The sequence below is a fragment of the Anaeromyxobacter terrae genome (assembly GCF_022690685.1).
GTDB classification, from domain to species: domain Bacteria; phylum Myxococcota; class Myxococcia; order Myxococcales; family Anaeromyxobacteraceae; genus Anaeromyxobacter; species Anaeromyxobacter terrae.
The window spans coordinates 13193-29844 of the sequence record NZ_JALCYY010000036.1 but is presented as its reverse complement, the minus strand read 5'-3'; the positions used below and the strand labels follow the sequence as shown (position 1 = coordinate 29844).

The 16652-nt window shown below is 72.2% G+C and carries 17 protein-coding genes; 12 read left to right on the top strand and 5 right to left on the bottom strand.

Features of this window, described 5'->3' with window-relative positions; translation table 11 throughout:
• Positions 1-6: 6 nt before the first annotated feature.
• Positions 7-687, bottom strand: a complete 681-nt coding sequence (locus MNY62_RS16270) for a succinate dehydrogenase cytochrome b subunit (protein WP_242345238.1) — start codon at positions 685-687, stop codon at positions 7-9.
• A 102-nt stretch (positions 688-789) separates the two neighbouring features.
• Between MNY62_RS16270 and MNY62_RS16265 the strand changes: the two genes are divergently transcribed.
• Together MNY62_RS16265 and MNY62_RS16260 are read left to right on the top strand one after the other, a co-directional pair.
• Positions 790-1371, top strand: coding sequence for an LOG family protein (locus tag MNY62_RS16265; protein WP_242345237.1), 582 nt, complete (start codon positions 790-792; stop codon positions 1369-1371).
• Positions 1372-1614: 243 nt separating this feature from the next.
• A complete protein-coding gene (locus MNY62_RS16260; RefSeq protein ID WP_242345236.1) occupies positions 1615-2781 on the top strand; it encodes a hypothetical protein in 1167 nt (388 codons plus the stop codon).
• A 35-nt stretch (positions 2782-2816) separates the two neighbouring features.
• On the opposite strand, the gene MNY62_RS16255 is transcribed toward MNY62_RS16260, so the two are convergent.
• Complete coding sequence (locus MNY62_RS16255; protein WP_242345235.1) at positions 2817-3203, bottom strand: response regulator transcription factor; 387 nt, start codon at positions 3201-3203, stop codon at positions 2817-2819.
• Positions 3200-4546 (bottom strand): sensor histidine kinase, encoded by a 1347-nt coding sequence (locus MNY62_RS16250; RefSeq protein WP_242345234.1) that lies wholly within the window; start codon positions 4544-4546, stop codon positions 3200-3202. Before MNY62_RS16250 ends, MNY62_RS16255 begins: the two co-directional genes overlap by 4 nt.
• 540 nt (positions 4547-5086) lie before the next feature.
• Here MNY62_RS16250 and MNY62_RS16245 point away from each other — a divergent pair.
• The 5 genes from MNY62_RS16245 (at position 5087) to MNY62_RS16225 (ending at position 8506) form a co-directional block, all read left to right on the top strand.
• On the top strand, positions 5087-5602 hold the full coding sequence (locus tag MNY62_RS16245; RefSeq protein WP_242345233.1) for a YeeE/YedE thiosulfate transporter family protein: 516 nt from the start codon (positions 5087-5089) through the stop codon (positions 5600-5602).
• The gene (locus MNY62_RS16240) at positions 5599-6312 is read left to right on the top strand and encodes a YeeE/YedE thiosulfate transporter family protein (protein ID WP_242345232.1); all 714 of its coding nucleotides are present in this window, start codon (positions 5599-5601) and stop codon (positions 6310-6312) included. The genes MNY62_RS16245 and MNY62_RS16240 overlap by 4 nt, the downstream gene beginning before the upstream one ends.
• Positions 6313-6352: 40 nt before the next feature.
• On the top strand, positions 6353-6658 hold the full coding sequence (locus MNY62_RS16235) for a hypothetical protein (RefSeq protein WP_242345231.1): 306 nt from the start codon (positions 6353-6355) through the stop codon (positions 6656-6658).
• A gap of 100 nt (positions 6659-6758) precedes the next feature.
• Positions 6759-8135, top strand: a complete 1377-nt coding sequence (locus tag MNY62_RS16230; protein WP_242345230.1) for a cytochrome c3 family protein — start codon at positions 6759-6761, stop codon at positions 8133-8135.
• A 59-nt stretch (positions 8136-8194) separates the two neighbouring features.
• Positions 8195-8506, top strand: coding sequence for an ArsR/SmtB family transcription factor (locus MNY62_RS16225; protein WP_242345229.1), 312 nt, complete (start codon positions 8195-8197; stop codon positions 8504-8506).
• A gap of 49 nt (positions 8507-8555) precedes the next feature.
• Here the strand turns inward: MNY62_RS16225 and MNY62_RS16220 are convergent, their stop codons facing one another.
• A complete protein-coding gene (locus MNY62_RS16220; protein WP_242345228.1) occupies positions 8556-8984 on the bottom strand; it encodes a hypothetical protein in 429 nt (142 codons plus the stop codon).
• Between the two features lie 50 nt (positions 8985-9034).
• Positions 9035-9733, bottom strand: a complete 699-nt coding sequence (locus MNY62_RS16215; protein ID WP_242345227.1) for a tetratricopeptide repeat protein — start codon at positions 9731-9733, stop codon at positions 9035-9037.
• A gap of 118 nt (positions 9734-9851) precedes the next feature.
• Between MNY62_RS16215 and lpxB the strand changes: the two genes are divergently transcribed.
• The 5 genes from lpxB to MNY62_RS16190 all read left to right on the top strand — a co-directional run bounded on the left by lpxB (position 9852) and on the right by MNY62_RS16190 (position 16436).
• Positions 9852-10985, top strand: coding sequence for a lipid-A-disaccharide synthase (lpxB, locus tag MNY62_RS16210; protein ID WP_279426688.1), 1134 nt, complete (start codon positions 9852-9854; stop codon positions 10983-10985).
• Positions 10982-11722, top strand: a complete 741-nt coding sequence (locus tag MNY62_RS16205; RefSeq protein ID WP_242345226.1) for a polyprenol monophosphomannose synthase — start codon at positions 10982-10984, stop codon at positions 11720-11722. Before lpxB ends, MNY62_RS16205 begins: the two co-directional genes overlap by 4 nt.
• A gap of 44 nt (positions 11723-11766) precedes the next feature.
• Positions 11767-12417, top strand: a complete 651-nt coding sequence (locus tag MNY62_RS16200) for a MarC family protein (protein ID WP_242345225.1) — start codon at positions 11767-11769, stop codon at positions 12415-12417.
• A gap of 107 nt (positions 12418-12524) precedes the next feature.
• Positions 12525-14225: an AMP-binding protein gene (locus tag MNY62_RS16195; RefSeq protein WP_242345224.1), complete on the top strand. Its 1701-nt coding sequence runs from the start codon at positions 12525-12527 to the stop codon at positions 14223-14225.
• A 141-nt stretch (positions 14226-14366) separates the two neighbouring features.
• A complete protein-coding gene (locus MNY62_RS16190) occupies positions 14367-16436 on the top strand; it encodes an elongation factor G (RefSeq protein ID WP_242345223.1) in 2070 nt (689 codons plus the stop codon).
• Positions 16437-16652: the final 216 nt, after the last annotated feature.

Here is a 16652-nt window from a genome sequence, read left to right as displayed (position 1 = left end):
CTTTGTTCACCCCACGAAGCCGAGAATGACGGCCAGCGGAACGGCGGAGAACCCGAGCGTCAGGAGCACGGCAAAGCCGATCGCGAACTTCTGGATCGTCGGCGAGATGCCGCGGTTCGAGAGGCCGAGCGACTGGAACATCGAATAGAGCCCGTGCCAGAGATGGAAGCCGAGCCCGACCATCGCGACGACGTAGATGGTGGCGCCCACCGCGCGCGACAGGCTCGCGACGATGTTCGCGAAGACCTGGCCATGCTCGAACCTCGGGTTGACCACCCCGATCGTGAGATCGAGCAGGTGGTAAACGACGAAGCCGAGGATGAGCAGGCCGCTCCAGATCATCGTGCGCGACGCCGTGGACGAGACCACCGGGCGGTAGTCCTGGTAGCCCACGGGGCGCGCGCGCTGACGCTCCATCCAGAGCTCGATGCCCGCGAGCGCGTGCACGAACACCGCGACGAGCAGCACGATCCTCGTGAACCAGAGGAACGGCAACGAGATGCGGAGCAGCTCCGCATAGTGGTTGATCTTCTCGGCACCCTGGAACACCTGCAGGTTGCCGATCATGTGAACGAGGACGAACAGAAACAGCACGATCCCCGTCACTGCCATGAGCGCCTTCTTGCCGACGGCGCTGTTCCACAGCGCGCCCAGGCGCGTAGCGCGGGGCGCGGACACCGGACTCACGGAGGTCGACATAGAGGCCGACACGGTGCCAGACCACGCGCGGGTATGCTAGTCCCGAGAGGGTCTCTTTGCGGGCCAGACTGGTCCGCTAATTTGCCGCGCATGAAGCGTGTCTGTGTCTTCTGCGGCTCCTCCTCTGGAATCAACGGTGTGTACGTGGCGATCGCGCAGGAGGTCGGGAGGGCGCTCGCGAGGCGCGGGCTCGGCCTCGTGTACGGAGGCGGGAGCGTCGGCCTCATGGGCGCGGTGGCGAGCGCCGCGCTGGAGGCGGGCGGAGAGGTGGACGGCGTGATCCCGCGGGTGCTCCTGGCTCGCGAGCTCGGGCACGGCGGCCTGACGCGGCAGCACGTGGTCGGCTCGATGCACGAGCGCAAGGCGAAGATGGCGGAGCTCTCCGACGCCTTCCTCGCGCTGCCCGGCGGGATGGGAACGCTGGAGGAGCTCTCGGAGATCCTCACCTGGGCGCAGCTCGGCCTCCACGCGAAGCCGTGCGGGCTCCTCGACGTCGCCGGCTACTACCGTCCGCTGATCTCGTACTTCGATCACGCGGTGTCCGAGGGGTTCCTGCGCCCGGAGCACCGGCGGCTCATCCTCGTCGGGGAGGAGCCTCGGGCGCTGCTGGACGCGTTCGACCACTTCGAGCCTCCCCACGTGCGGAAGTGGATCGATCCCGAGACCACGTAGCCGCCGCGAGGCGTGAATCCGTTGCGACACGCGAGCCGTCCGCCCACAGGGGCAGGGGGTAGGCGTGAGCGGGCGGGCGGTCGGCCCGTCCCCGGGCGGAGCGGGCCCGGACGAGGAAACGCCCGTGATGTCGCGGCGCGGCACGGGACCCGGCGGCAGGGTGTGGCAGCCCGCGGGGGCCGGCACGCTTGTCGCTAGTGCGCTCGGAAGGGACGGACGACGACGTCCGGCCGGAGGATGAACATGCTCGCGATCCTGCTCGCCGCGGCCCTCGCCGCCGCGCCGGCGCAAGACACGGTGATCATCAAGGACGGAACCCGGGTCACCGGCACCATCGTCGAGGAGAGCCCGACGACGGGCGTCACGATCCAGCTCGAGGACGGGACGCTGAGGCGCTTCGATCCGGACGCCATCACGCGGATCGAGCGCGGCAGCGGCGCCCCGCAGGCGAGCCCCGCGGGGCCCCCGCCGGCGGGGCCGCCGCCGGCGCAGCCTGGAGCCGCGCCCACGGCGCCGCAGGAATCGAGGGGCGCCGCGCCTGTCGTGCAGGGGCCGCTCGACACCGTGTTCCTCGTGACCGGCGGGCGCGTCCGCGGGCGCGTCATCGAGGAGGTGTCCGAAGGGGTGACGATCCTGGTGCCCGACGGGACCACCCGGCGCATCCCCGCGGAACAGATCGCGCGCATCGCGTACGCGGACGGCACGGTGCGCGTGCGCCGCGAGCCCTCTCCGCGCCCTCCGCCGGCGCGCCGTCCTCCGCCGCCCGCGGGCCCGCCGTACGCCGGCCCGCCGCCGTACGCGCCCCCCGCACAGGCGCGCGCGCAGGGAGGCTTCGCGCCCATCCTGCCCGTGTACGCCTCCTTCGGCCTGGGAGGAATCGGCTTCGGCGGCGACATGGGCGATGGCGTCAGCACGGGCGACGTGCTCGAGGGGCAGCTCGACCTCTGGTTCGAGGGCGGCGCGCGCATCACGCCCGCCATCGGTCTCGGCCTGTACCTCGACGTCGGCGTGGGCGACGCCGGCAATCCGTACCGGAGCGCGTGCTCCGCGGCGGGGCTCGACTGCATGTCCTCGACGGTCAAGTTCGGCGTGCTCCTCAGGCACACGTGGGGCGCCAACTCGCCGGTCGGGAAGTGGCTGGCCGTGGGCACCGGCTTCGCGGCGGCGAACGTGACGACGTCGAACGGCGACAGCCGCGAGCTCGTCTCCTACACCGGTCACGAGATGCTGCGCCTCATGGGCGGCGTCGATCTCCGCTCGAACCCGGTGTTCGGAGTCGGTCTCTACGGCGGCGTGTCGTGGACCACGTACTCGCGCGTCGAGGAGGAGGGCCTGCCGCGCCGGTCGATCAGCGACCGCGGCTTCCAGCCGCTCTTCGAGGGAGGCGTGCGGTTCACGCTCTTCCCGTAGCGCCCGCGGTGCGTTCGCGGAGGGCTCGCGAGCCCTCAGTGCGTGGCCGGCGGCGCCTCGGCCGAGGAGAGGTGCCGCGCGACGGTCGCGAGGACCTCCTCGAGCTCGAAGGGCTTCGACAGCCACCCCTCCGCGCCGATCTCCTCGGCGCGGCCCCGCGCGTTCTCGGCGGCGGTGACGACGATGATGGGGCACGCCCGCCCGTAGCGGGCGCGGAACTCGCGCGCGAACTCCCAGCCGTTCATCCCCGGCATCCGCATGTCGAGGAGGATCACGCCCGGCATCTCCTCGGCGACGCGGGCGAGCGCCGCTCCGCCCTCCTGCGCCGTGCGCACCGTGTGGCCGGCGTCCTGGAGGATCATCTCGAGCAGCGCGAGGAGGTCCGGATCGTCCTCGACGACGAGCACGCTGCGCTCGGTCATGCGGAGCCCTCCCCGGCGAGCGGGACGCTGAAGTGGAACGTGGAGCCGTGGCCGGGCGCGCTCTCGAACCACATCCGTCCGCCGTGGAGGGCCACGATCTCCCGGCTCATGTCGAGCCCCAGGCCGAGCCCGCCGTAGTCCTGGGGCGTGCCGGCGTGAGCGCGGTAGTAGCGCTCGAAGATCCGCGCCTGGCGCTCCGGCGGGATGCCGAGGCCGTGGTCCTCCACCGAGAAGATCGCCTCGCCGTCTCGCGACTCCACGCGCGCCGAGACCGTGCCGCCACCTGGAGAGAAGCGGACGGCGTTGTCGACGAGGCTCGTGATCACGCGGGCGAGCCGGTCGCGGTCGGCGATCACCTGCGCCGGGACGGACGCGACCGAGAGGGCGTGGGCCGGCGCGGAGGCTCGCATGCGGGCGACGACCTCGCCGGCGAGCGAGCCGAGGTCGAACCGCTGGAGATGCCCCTCGCGTGCGTCGAGCCGGAGGCGCGTCGTGTCGAGGAGGTGCTGGACGAGCCGGTTCAGCCGTTCCACCTGCCGCTGGATGACGACGAGCGCCTGCGCCTCCCCGGGATCGCGCTTCTGGAGGAGCTGGGCGTACGCCTTGATGACGGCGAGTGGGGTCTTGAACTCGTGCGCGGCGGTGGACAGGAACTCGTCCCGTAGCTCGTCGAGCCGGCGCGCCGGCGAGACGTCGCGCAGCACCGTGACGGCGAGCTCGGTCCCGCCGCCGGGGACGAGGACCGGGGAGGCGGTGACGGAGAGGAACACGTCGCGCCCGTCGTCGGCCCGGATGATCGCGTCGTACGCGGGGACGCGCGCGCCGGCGAGCGCGCGGACCGTCGCGAAGCGCTCGAAGGGGACCGGCGTGCCGTCGAGGTAGCGCAGCTGGAAGCGGCGTCCCCACGCGGCGAGCGGCATGAGCAGCGCCTCGCGGCTGCCGACGCAGAGGAGCTCGGCGGCGGCCTGGTTCGCCTCCACGATCCGCGTGTCCGCGTCCACCACGAGCACCGCGTCCGCCATGCTCTCGATGGTCGCGCGGATCTCGGCGCCGCGCGAGCGCAGGCCGCGCTCGCGGCGCCCGATGAGCGCGTACAGCATCACCGAGGTGACTGCCACGAACCCGATGCCCTTCACGGTCTGGATCGTCGTCCCGGCGTGATCGCCGATCAGCATCTCGACCGCACGATCGGACAGCTCGATCCAGAGCGCGGCGAGCAGCGCGTACATCGCCACGATGCGGCCGGGCGACCAGGGCAGGCGCCCCCGCCAGCGGGAGGCGCGGGGAGGCTCTGGGTCCTTCCATCCGGGCTCGCCCGCGCGCTGGATGGGGCCGGGGGGCACTCCGACTCTCTAATCCGCGCGACGGGACGTTGTCATCTCGCCCGGACGGGCTCGGGCTCGGCCAGGCTTCACTAGAAGTCAAGGCGTGGCCTGTGCCGTCGTGCGCCGGGGCGGCTACCGCCCGGCAGATCGCTCCGCCTTCGCCCGCCGGATCGTTTTGCGCTGGCTCCCCGTGCGCGCGCACGCCTTGCGCACCGCCGGCGCCCCGGAAACCGCGAGAATGTGCCGTAACCACGCGATCGCAGGAGGTCGGTCCGCCGTGTGCATAGCGAAATAGCAATGTCGCTAGATGACGGTAAGGCCGCCGACACGGCGGGATCTCCGGCGCGAGGCCGCGGGGCGTCTCGCCTCCATCGCTGCCCCGCATCGCACGGCCCGCCCGCGCTGGGAACGTGCGTCGACGGGGGCTGCCGGGCGGTGGCAGGTGCTTCCCGGTCGGTCGAGAGAGAACCCTTTGGGGAGGCGTGGGCTCTCTCCCTCGCGTGAGCTCGAACTCCGCGGCGGTCCCGAGGGCCGCCGCGTGACGCAGTGGAGGAACGGATGGAGAGGAACCCCAGCAAGTTCTGGAACCCATACGCGGGCGGCGTGGCGCTCGGCCTGGTGCTGCTCGTGACCTTCCTGCTCATGGGGAAGGGGCTCGGCGCCTCGGGCGCGACGTACCGGCTCGGCGTGTGGGCGGTCTCCGGCCTCGCGCCCTCGCACGCCGAGCGCGTCCCGGCCATCGCCGCCGTTCTCGAGGACGGCCATCCACTCGACGACTGGCTCGTGTTCGAGGTGGTCGGCGTCCTCATCGGCGGCGTCCTCGGCGCGATCACGTCGGGGCGCTTCTCCCGTGAGGTGCTGAAGGGCCCGACCTTCTCGAGCGCGCGCCGGATCGGCTTCGCGATCGCGGGCGGCGTCGTCATGGGCTTCGCCGCGAAGCTGTCGCGCGGCTGCACCTCCGGCCAGGCGCTCTCGGGCGGCGCGGCGATGTCGGTCGGCTCGTGGGCCTTCATGCTGTCGGTGTTCGCGGGCGGCTACGCGGTCGCCTACTTCCTGAGGAGGCAGTGGCGATGACGACGATCTTCCCCATCGAGGCGCTCTCCGACGAGCGCCGCGCCCTCGGCATGGCCGTCGCGGTCGTGGTCGGGATCGGGTTCGGGTTCGTGCTCGAGCGCTCCGGCTTCGGGCGCGCCCAGAAGCTCGTCGGGCAGTTCTACGGGTACGACTTCACCGTCCTCAAGGTCATGTTCACGGCGATCGTGACCGCGATGCTCGGGCTGGTCGTGCTGTCGTCCGCCGGCGTGGTGGACCTCGCCGCCATCCAGTTCAACTACCCGACCTACCTCTGGCCGATGATCGTGGGCGGCCTCTTGCTCGGCGCCGGCTTCGTGATGTCCGGCTACTGCCCCGGCACTTCGCTCGTCGCGACCGCCTCCGGGAAGCTCGACGGCGTCTCGACGGTCCTCGGCGTGGTCGCGGGCGGCCTCGTGTACGCGCACGTCGAGCCGGCGCTCGGCGCGTTCCCGAACTCGGGCAAGCTCGGCGCCCTGTCGCTGTCGGCCTGGCTCGGGCTCCCGGCGCCGATCGTCGCCGCGTTCGTCGTCGCGATCGCCATCGCGGCCTTCCTCGCGGGCGAGCGCATCGAGCGGATGGTGGCCGGTGCGGCCGAGGCCGTCGCGCCCACCGGCGCCGCGAGGAAGTGGATCTTCGTCGGGTTGGTCGCGGTCGCCCTCGCCGGCGTCGCGATGCTCGCGCTCCCGACCGGCACCTCGGCGGCGCCCTGATCCCGCCGCTCACCCCGCAGTCGACACAAGGAGAAGCAAGATGAAGAAGATCCTGTCCGCGCTCACCCTCGCCGTCGTCTTCACCCTCGCGACCGCGAACCCTGCGCAGGCCGAGGAGAAGATGCTCGGCACGGTGACGAAGATCGACCTCGCCGGCGCGTCCGCGACGGCGACGCTCAAGGACACGAAGAGCGGCACGCTCGTCGATCTGCTCGTCGACGACACCGTCACGCTCGACAAGTTCAAGGACAAGCGGATCGGCGTCGGCGACGAGATCAAGGCCAAGTACGAGAAGAAGGACGGGAAGAACCACTCCACCTTCTTCAAGAAGGCCGGTGGCTGCTAGCAAAGCTCTGGCTCCCTCCAGGGCCGGAGCAGGGCTGCGGCGCGCGATCACCGGCGCTGCAGCCCTTTTTCTCGGTCACACGCTAAAACGGAGAGTGAAAATGCGCATCCTGCCCCGCACCCTCGCGCTCGTCGTGGCCCTCGCCGCCGCGCCCGCGCTCGCCGCCGAGCACCCCGGGAACGACGTCATCCGCGAGAAGGGCTACCAGGGCCCCCAGACCTGCGAGGAGTGCCACCCCGGCACGGCGAAGGCGTTCCTCGGGACCGTCCACTGGAAGCACGCCTCCAGGGTGACGAACGTGGACAACCTCGATCCCCGGCAGGAATACGGGATGAAGAACCGCATCTACACGTTCTGCAACGGCAACGACGTCGTGAACGATCTCAAGGAGATCCCGCAGAACGCGCTCGGCAAGACGAAGCTCACGGGGTGCAACTCCTGCCACCCCGGGAACCACCTCGCCGGCGTCGGCTCGAGCGGCGCGGAGGCCGAGGCGGCCATCGACTGCCTCGTCTGCCACTCCGCCAAGTACGACTACTCGAAGCGCAAGCCGTACAAGACTCCCGACGGGAAGGTGGCGATCGGGCAGGACCGGAGCGTCGAGGCGGCCCTCGCGGTCGGCAAGCCCACCGTCAAGGCCTGCATGACCTGCCACGAGACGGCGGGCGGCGGCACGCTCATCAAGCGCGGCTTCGCGTTCGACGCCGAGCACGACGCGCACGCCGCGAAGGGCATGACCTGCGCCGACTGCCACAAGGCGAAGGACCACAAGATCCCGACCGGCTTCGACCCGAACAACTGGGCGAACGACGGCGTCCGCGTCGCCTGCGCCGACTGCCACGGCGCGAAGCCGCACAAGGACGCGGACTACGACGCGCACACGGCGAAGATCGCCTGCCAGACCTGCCACATCCCGACCTCGGGCGGCGCGGTGGCGAAGGACTTCACGAAGTGGTCGAAGGACGCGGCGACCGGCTTCTGGGAGCCGTCCACGATCAAGCGCGAGCCGGCGGGCACGAAGCCGGTCTACGCCTGGTTCAACGGCACCGTCCGGAACGAGCCGCACCTCATCGGCCCGAAGGGCAGCCGCAGCGACCCGAAGAGCAAGATCACGCCGTTCAAGATCTACGAGGGCCGCGCCTACTACGACCGCCGCACGGGCAAGCTCCTCTCCATGGACTTCGCCCAGCCGACGGCGAGCGGCGACACGCTCGCGGGCGTCGCCTCCGCCGCGAAGACCCTCGGCCTCGAGAAGGTCGACCCGGTGCCCGGCTGGCAGACCATCTACTTCGCGAACAGCCACCTCGTGACGAAGCAGAAGGCGCTCTCCTGCGATCGCTGCCACACCGCCAACGGGCAGCTCGACTTCGAGGCCCTGGGCTACTCGAAGGGCGAGATCGCCCGGCGCAAGCTGAAGAGCGCGGAGCTCTGGTTCGACCGGCTCCACGAGAAGGAGCAGAAGAAGGAAGAGTTCTAGGGCCCCGACCCGTGGCGCGGGCGGGCGCGCGTCGCCCGTCCGCGCTATCCTCTCCTCCCGTGCCGAGCCCTCGTCCAGAGCCGCCCCTCGCAGCCGACCCTGCCCGCGCGGGCCGGATCGCGGAGGTGCTGAAGGCGGTCGCGCACCCGCTGCGCCTCCGCATCGTGGCCTCGCTCTGCAAGGAGGAGCTGAACGTATCGACGCTCGCCGAGCGTCTCGGCGCGAGCCAGGCGATCGTCTCGCAGCAGCTCCGCATCCTGCGCAGCCTCGGGCTGGTCGCCGCGACGCGCGAGGACGGCTTCGCGCGCTACCGGCTCGCCGAGCCGGCGCTGGAGGACCTCGTCTGCTGCATGGAGCGCTGCGAGCGCTGAGAGGCCGATTCGCGACACCGGAGGTGATCGCGAATCGCGAGCCGGTCGTTCAGGCGCGGTCGAGCTGCCGGTCCTGGCGGCCGGATGACGAGGCGAGCCCGATGAGCATCGCGTAGACGAGGGTCACGACAGGGGTCGCGAGGAGCACGGCGCGCGGCCCCTCGATCACGTGCCCGGCGTCGCCGGTGTAGTGGAGCGCCAACTCGCAGCCCTGGCGGACGAGGGCCGCCGCGACGGCATACACGCCGATCTGCCACCACCTCGTGAGCCGCCAGCCGACGATGAAGCAGGCGACGAGCTCGGGCGCGAAGAGGGCGCCCCACATCCACGCCGGCACCGTCCCGGTCGCGGCGAGCGAGGTCAGGATGGCGCCGCGGTGGATGATGAAGTGCGAGAAGGCGTGCGCGGCCAGGATGCCGCAGAGCGACACCCCGAGCCAGGGCAGCTCGCCCCGGACGCTTGGGCCCCCATGTGTCATTCGGTCGCACTCCAGCATGGGGCCAGAGCCGACGCAATTCCCAACGTGGACTAACGAGCGCGGTCTCGTCCGCGTCCGCCGGCGGGCTGGCGACCGGGCGCGTCGCCCGCGAACGCGGCGGAGAGCCAGCGCCACAGCGTGGCCGGGGATGGAGAGATGCGCAGCGCGGCCCACCGCACCCGGCGGAGGTGCCGCCCGCGGGCGTGCCCCTCGAGGCCGCGGAGCAGGGCGCGCGCCTCGTCACGCTCCCCCTCGGCGGCGAGCACCGGGGCGAGCGCGAGCCGCGCCTCGAGGTGCAAGGGCTCGAGCTCGAGCGCGCGGCGCAGGAGCGACACGGCGCCCGGGCGCCGTCGCGCGCGGGCGAGCGCGCGGCCCCCCTCCACCAGGGTTCCGACCGCGTCGGCGCGGCGCCCGCGCAGGGCGTGCAGCCGCGCGAGCTCGAGGCGGAAGGCCGGCTCGAGGGGGAACACCGCGGTCGCGGTCACGCACACCGCGGCGGCGCGATCCGTGAACCCGGCCGCGAGGTGGCGCTCCGCCGCGCGGCGGAAGCACCGGGCGCCCTCGGCGCCCTGGCCGAGGCGCGCCAGGAGCGGCGCGAGCTTCACGTTCAGCGACGGGTCCTCGGGGTCGGACCGGAGGGCCTCGCGGTAACCCGCGACCGCCTTCCGGATCCGGCCGCGCTCCCGCGCGCGGTCTGCGGCGGCGACGATCTCGGTGCGCGTGCGGGGCCTGCGGTGGAAGAGCGGCACGGAGGGGATGTTAGCCGCGCACCGGCGCGGGGCTCCACCGCGATCCGCTGGCGCCACGCGCCTACACCGACCCCAGGGGCGTTGGAGCGCCCCGGCGTGCGTGTTATGACCCGCCGGCTTGTCCGAGGAGATCCTCATCGTCGCCGGCGAGGCGAGCGCCGACATGCACGCGGCGCGCGCCCTCGAGGAGCTCGTCGCGCTGCGTCCCGGGATCCACGCGTTCGGGGTGGGCGGTCCGCGGCTGCGCGCGGCGGGGCTCGAGGCGCTCGCGCCGGCAGAGGACATCTCGGTCATGGGGGTCGCCGAGGTGCTGCCGCGGCTGCCGCGGATCCTCGGCATCCTGCGCCTCCTCGCGCGCACCGCCGCCGAGCGGCGCCCGAAGGCGGCCCTGCTGGTCGATCTCCCGGACTTCAACCTCCGCCTCGCGGCGAAGCTCAAGAAGCTCGGGATCCCCGTCGTCTACTACGTCTCGCCCACCATCTGGGCGTGGCGGAAGGGCAGGGCGAAGAAGATCGCGAAGGTCGTGGACCGGATGCTCTGCATCCTCCCGTTCGAGCCGGGCTTCTACGAGGGCACCGGCGTGAAGGCGCGCTTCGTCGGCCACCCCTTCGCCGAGCGGCCGCCGCCGGAGGCGCCGGACCGTTACCGGGCCGCGCTCGGGCTCGCGAACGGCCGGACCACCGTCGCGCTCGTGCCGGGGAGCCGCCCCGCCGAGCTGAAGCGCCTCTTCGCGCCGATGCTCGAGGCCGCCGAGCGGATCAAGGCCGTCCACCCCGACGCGCAGTTCGTCGTGCCGGTCGCGCCGACCCTGCCGCGCGCCGCGCTCGAGCCGTACCTCGCCCAGCACCACACCATCGAGGTGAAGCTCGTCGACGGGCGCACCGAGGAGGTGGTGGGCGCGAGCGACGCGGCGATCGTGAAGAGCGGCACCTCGACGCTCGAGTCCGCGATCATGCTCCGGCCGATGATCGTGGTGTACCGGCTCTCCTGGCTCACGTACGCGCTCGGCAGGATGCTCGTCCGCATCGCGCACTTCGGGCTCGTCAACATCCTCGCCGGCCGGGGGATCGTCCCCGAGCTGCTGCAGGGCGAGGCGAGCCCGGCGCGCATGGCCGCGGAGATCGAGCGGCTCCTCGGCGACCGCGCCGTGCGCGACGCCCAGCTCGCGGCGCTGCGCGAGGTGCGCCACTCGCTCGGCGAGCCCGGCGCGCCGCGGCGGGTCGCGGAGGAGATCGTGGGGGTGATGTCATGACGGAGAAGCGCCCGGCGGTCGTCTGCCTCCCCACCTACGACGAGCGCGAGAACCTCGGGCCCATCGTCGCCGGGATCCTCGCCGCCACGCCGGACGTGGACGTGCTCGTGGTCGACGACAGCTCGCCGGACGGCACGGGCGAGCTCGCCGACGAGATCGCCGCCCGCGAGCCGCGCGTCCACGTGCTCCACCGCGCCGCGAAGCAGGGGCTCGGGAGGGCGTACCTCGCCGCCTTCGACTGGGCGCTCGCGCGCGGCTACGCGTACGTGCTGGAGATGGACGCGGACTTCTCGCACGACCCGCGCTACCTGCCGGCGCTGCTCGCCCGCGCGCGCGGCGACGCCGACCTCGTGCTCGGCTCGCGCTACGTCCCCGGCGGCGGCACCGTGAACTGGGGCCTCGGCCGCAAGCTCATCTCGCGCGGGGGGAGCCTCTACGCGCGGACGATCCTCGGCGTGCGCGTCCGGGATCTCACCGGCGGCTTCAAGTGCTTCCGGCGCGAGGTGCTCGAGGCGATCGACCTTCCGACGGTCGAGTGCTCGGGCTACGCGTTCCAGATCGAGCTCACCTACCGCGCGCTCCGGCGCGGGTTCCGGGTGGTCGAGGTGCCGATCGTCTTCGCGGATCGCCGGGTGGGGCAGTCGAAGATGTCGCGCCGGATCGTGATCGAGGCGGTTCGCAAGGTCTGGTCGATCCGCCGCTCGGGGTTCGCCCGCCGCGCCGCGCCCGAGAAGTAGCCCCGCGCCGCGGCCGTCCGGGGTATCTTCCGCCCGCGCTCGTCATGGGAGAGCTCCTCAGCCTCGGCCTCGTGTCGTTCTCGGCGATCTTCTTCGTCGTCGATCCGTTCTCGGCGGTGCCGTTCTTCCTCGCGATGACGAGGCGGCACAGCGTGGACGAGCGGCGCGTCATCGCGCTCCGCGCCGCCATCGCGGCCGGCCTCGTGCTCGCGGTGTTCGCGCTCGCCGGCGCCTGGATCTTCAAGCTCCTCGGCATCAGCCTCGGCGCGTTCAAGATCGCGGGCGGCGTCGTGCTCCTCCTGCTCGCGCTCGACATGATCCGCACGCAGCCGTCCCGGACGCGCATCACCGAGGGCGAGGTCGAGGCCGGCGTCGACAAGGAGGACATCGCCATCGTGCCGCTCGCGATGCCGCTGCTCGCCGGGCCGGGGAGCATCGCGACCGCCATCGTCCTCATGGCGCGAGCGCGGGGCGGTCCCTGGTGGCACGCCCTCCCCGTGCTGCTCGCGATCGCGCTCACTGCCGCGGTGAGCTACGTGATCCTCGCGGGCGCCACGCGCACGGAGCGGGTGCTGGGGCGCACCGGTCTCGCCATCCTCGAGCGCGCCGCGGGCCTGCTCCTCGTCGCGATCGGCATCCAGTTCATGCTCGACGGGCTGTCCGAGTCGCTCGCCGGACGCCTGTTCGGCGGGTAGGGCCCTCCCTCGCGGCCCGGTCGAGGGGCCCCCGCCGGGACGCCCCGGGCGTCTCGCGGGGCCTGTGGCCGTCTGACACACTCGGCCTCCCACCCGCAGGAGGCCGCATGTCGTCCACGGAGAGCTTCCGCCGCGCCCGCGACTTCCTCGTGAAGCATCGCGAGGACTACGAGACCGCCTACCGCGAGTTTCGCTGGCCTGCCCTCGATCGCTTCAACTGGGCGCTCGACTGGTTCGACATCATCGCCGACGGGAACCCGCGGACGGCCCTGCACCTCGTCGAGGAGTACGGCGCGGAGGTGCGCCTCTCGTACGCCGAGCTCGCGGAGCGCTCCAACCGCGTGGCGATCTACCTCCGCCGCCACGGCATCGAGCGCGGCGACCGCATCCTCATGATGCTGCCGAACTGCGTGCAGATCTGGGAGGTGATGCTCGCGGCGATGAAGCTCGGCGCGTGCGTCATCCCCGCGAGCACCCTGCTCACGCCGGAGGACCTCGTCGACCGCATCGAGCGCGGCCGCGTGCGCCACGTCGTGACGGATCCAGCGGGCGCGGAGAAGATGCGGACGCTCGACGGCGGGTTCACGCGGCACGTCGTCGGCGAGCAGGTCCCGGGCTGGCTCCCGTTCGAGCTCGCGTACGACGAGTCGTCGCTGTTCATCCCGCACGGCGAGACGATGTCCTCGGATCCCGTGCTGCTCTACTTCACGAGCGGCACGACCGCGAAGCCGAAGCTCGTCGTGCACACCCAGCGCAGCTATCCGGTGGGTCACCTCTCGACGATGTACTGGATCGGCCTGCGCGAGGGGGACGTGCACATGAACGTCTCGTCGCCGGGCTGGGCGAAGCACGCCTGGTCGAGCTTCTTCGCGCCGTTCAACGCGGGCGCGACGGTGTTCGTGCACAACTACGCGCGGTTCGTGCCGCGCGAGACGCTCGAGGTGCTCGAGCGGCACGTCGTCACCACGATGTGCGCGCCGCCCACCGTCTGGCGCATGCTCATCCTCGAGGACCTCACCCGGCACAAGGTGAAGCTCCGCGAGGCGCTCTCGGCGGGCGAGCCGCTCAACCCCGAGGTGATCGAGAAGGTCCGGAAGGCGTGGGGCGTCACCATCCGTGACGGTTACGGCCAGACGGAGACCACCGCCCAGGTCGGCAACTCACCGGGCCAGCCGCTCAAGCCCGGCTCGATGGGCCGCCCGCTGCCGGGCTATCGCATCGCGCTGCTCGACGAGGAGGGGGGCGAGGCGCTCGAGGGCGAGGTCTCCATCTCGCTCGACCCGCGCCCGGCGGGGGTCATGGCGGGGTACGAGGACGATCCCAACCTCAACGAGTTCACGACTCGCCACGGCCACTACCACACGGGCGACGTCGCGGCGCGTGACGCGGACGGCTACGTGACCTACGTCGGGCGGGCCGACGACGTCTTCAAGAGCTCCGACTACCGGATCAGCCCCTTCGAGCTCGAGAGCGCGCTCATCGAGCACGACGCCGTCGCCGAGGCGGCGATCGTGCCGAGCCCCGACGCGGTGCGCGGCGTCGTCCCCAAGGCGTTCATCATCCTCAAGCCTGGGCGCGCGCCGGACCGCGAGCTCGCGCTCGAGATCTTCCGGTTCCTGCGCCGGAGGCTCGCGCCCTACAAGCGCGTCCGCCGCATCGAGTTCTCGGAGCTGCCGAAGACCGTCTCCGGAAAGATCCGCCGGGTGGAGCTGCGGCGCCGCGAGCAGGTGCGCGAGGCCGGAGCACCGCGCGGGCCGCGCGAGTTCTGGCAGGACGACTTCCCGGAGCTCGCGAAGGGCGATGGTTGAGGCAGGCGCGACGAACGGGCGCGGCCCTCTCGGGCCGCGCCTGTCGCGCGGTGAAGAACACGTGGCGCCGCGCACGCATCTCGTTGCATCCTTCAGCGCATACGCCCGCGCCCGGGGGCGCGGGGAAGTCGGAGACACGACATGGCCAACTCCCGCGTGATCCGCACCTTCTCCATCATCGGCGCCGACGGGGCGGGCAAGACCGCCCTCGTCGAGGCGCTCTGGCGCATCGCCGATCCGAAGCGCCCCCCCGCCGAAGGCTCCACCTCGCGCCTCGACGCGGAGCCGGAGGAGAAGAAGCGGAACTTCACGCTCGCGCTCCACCCGGAGAGCTTCGAGGAGGGCGGCCGGGTGTTCCACGTGCTCGACTGCCCGGGGTTCGCCGCGTTCCTCACCGAGGTGGAGTGGGCGCTGCAGGTGACCGAGGGCGCGGTGCTCGCCCTCTCGGCCGCCGACGGCGCGCACCACCGCGCCGAGCGCACCTACGACGTCCTCGCCGACTCGGGCCGGCCGGCGATCGCCGTGGTCACCCGGATCGACCACGAGCAGGCGGACTTCGCGAGGACCCTGGCGGACGTCGAGGCGTCGCTCAAGGTGAAGCCCATCCCGGTTCAGCTGCCGATCCTGCGCGGCGGCAAGTGCGCCGGCCTCGTGGACCTCGTCTCGATGAAGGCCCACCTGCACGACGGCAAGGGCCGGTTCGAGGAAGGCGAGATCCCCGGTGAGCTCGCGGCCGAGGCGGAGCGGCTCCGCACCGCGCTCGTCGAGGCGGCCGCGGAGTCGGACGACGCGCTGCTCGGGAAGTACCTCGAGGGCGGAGCGCTCACCGAGGAGGAGATCGCGCTCGGCCTCGCGCGGGGCGCCGCCGAGCAGCGCTTCCTCGTGGTGGCGTGCGCGTGCGCGAAGAGCGGCGTCGGCATCCGCGAGCTGCTCGATCTCGTCGTCCGGATCTTCCCGGGTCCGGAGGCGCGCGAGGTGAAGGGCAAGGACCTCGCCGGCAAGGACGTGACCCGCCCCGCCACGCCGGAGGCGCCGTTCTGCGGGCAGGTGTTCAAGACGACCATCGACCACTTCGCCGGGCGGGTCGACTACGTCCGCGTCTTCTCGGGGACCCTGAAGCACGACGCGACCCTGATGAACCCCCGCACGCGCAGCGAGGAGCGCGTCTCCCACCTGCACCGCACCGACGGGGCGCAGACGGCGGAGGTCCCCGAGGCGGGGCCCGGCGAGTTCGTCGTGCTGATGAAGCTGAAGGACGCGCACACGGGCGACACCCTGTGCGATCCGGGCGCGCCCATCCTCCTGCCGCCCTTCGCCCAGCACACACGCCCGGTGTCGTACGCGGTCCACGCGAAGACCGGCGACGACAAGGCCGCCGCGGCGCTGCAGAAGCTCATCGAGGAGGATCCCTCGCTCGAGCTCGCCCGCTCCCCGGACACGGGCGAGATGCTCCTCCAGGGCATGGGCCAGGCGCACATCGAGGTCACGGTGGAGCGCGTGAAGCGCAAGCACGGCGTCGAGGTCACGCTGGCGCCGCCCACGCCCGCCTATCTCGAGACCATCACCGCGCCGGCGAAGGCGCAGGGCAAGTTCAAGCGGCAGACCGGCGGGCACGGTCAGTACGGCGACGCGCACGTGGAGCTGGCGCCCAAGCCGCGGGGCGAGGGCTTCGAGTTCGAGGACGCCATCGTCGGCGGGGTCGTCCCGCGCCAGTTCATCCCCTCGGTCGAGAAGGGGATCCGCGGCGCGCTGCACTCCGGCCCGCTCGCCGGCTACCCCGTGGTCGACTTCAAGGCGAGCCTCGTGTTCGGCAGCTACCACGACGTGGACAGCTCCGACATGGCGTTCCAGGTGGCGGGCTCGATGGCGTTCAAGAAGGCCGTCCTCGAGGCGCGCCCGATCCTCCTCGAGCCCGTGATGAGGCTCGAGGTGCGCGTGCCGGAGGAGTACGTCGGCGCGGTGCTGGGCGACCTGAACAGCCGGCGCGCGAAGGTGCAGGGCATGGAGCCGCTCGCGCGCGGGGTGCTCATCCGCGCCCTCTGCCCGCACGCCGAGGCGATGACCTACGACGCCGATCTCCGCTCGCTCACGCAGGGCGTCGGGTACTTCACCATGGAGTCCTCGCACTACGACCCCGTTCCGCCGCCGATCGCCCAGAAGATCATCGAGCGGCGGCGGGCGGAGGGGAAGGTGAAGGGCGTCGAGGAGTGAGCGGGGCGCGCGGGCGGCTCCCGTGCGCCTCGCCTAAACGACAGTTCGCGATTCGCGATCACCTTCGGTGTCGCGCATCGCGCTGTCGTTTAGCCATGTTCTGACGGGGCTGCGCCCTCGCCCCGCCGAGCAGAGCTCGTCGGGGCCCCACCCCTGCTCGCCGGGTCCCGTGCGCCACCGCGGGCGGCTTCGCCGCTATCGCGGTGTCGCCCCGGC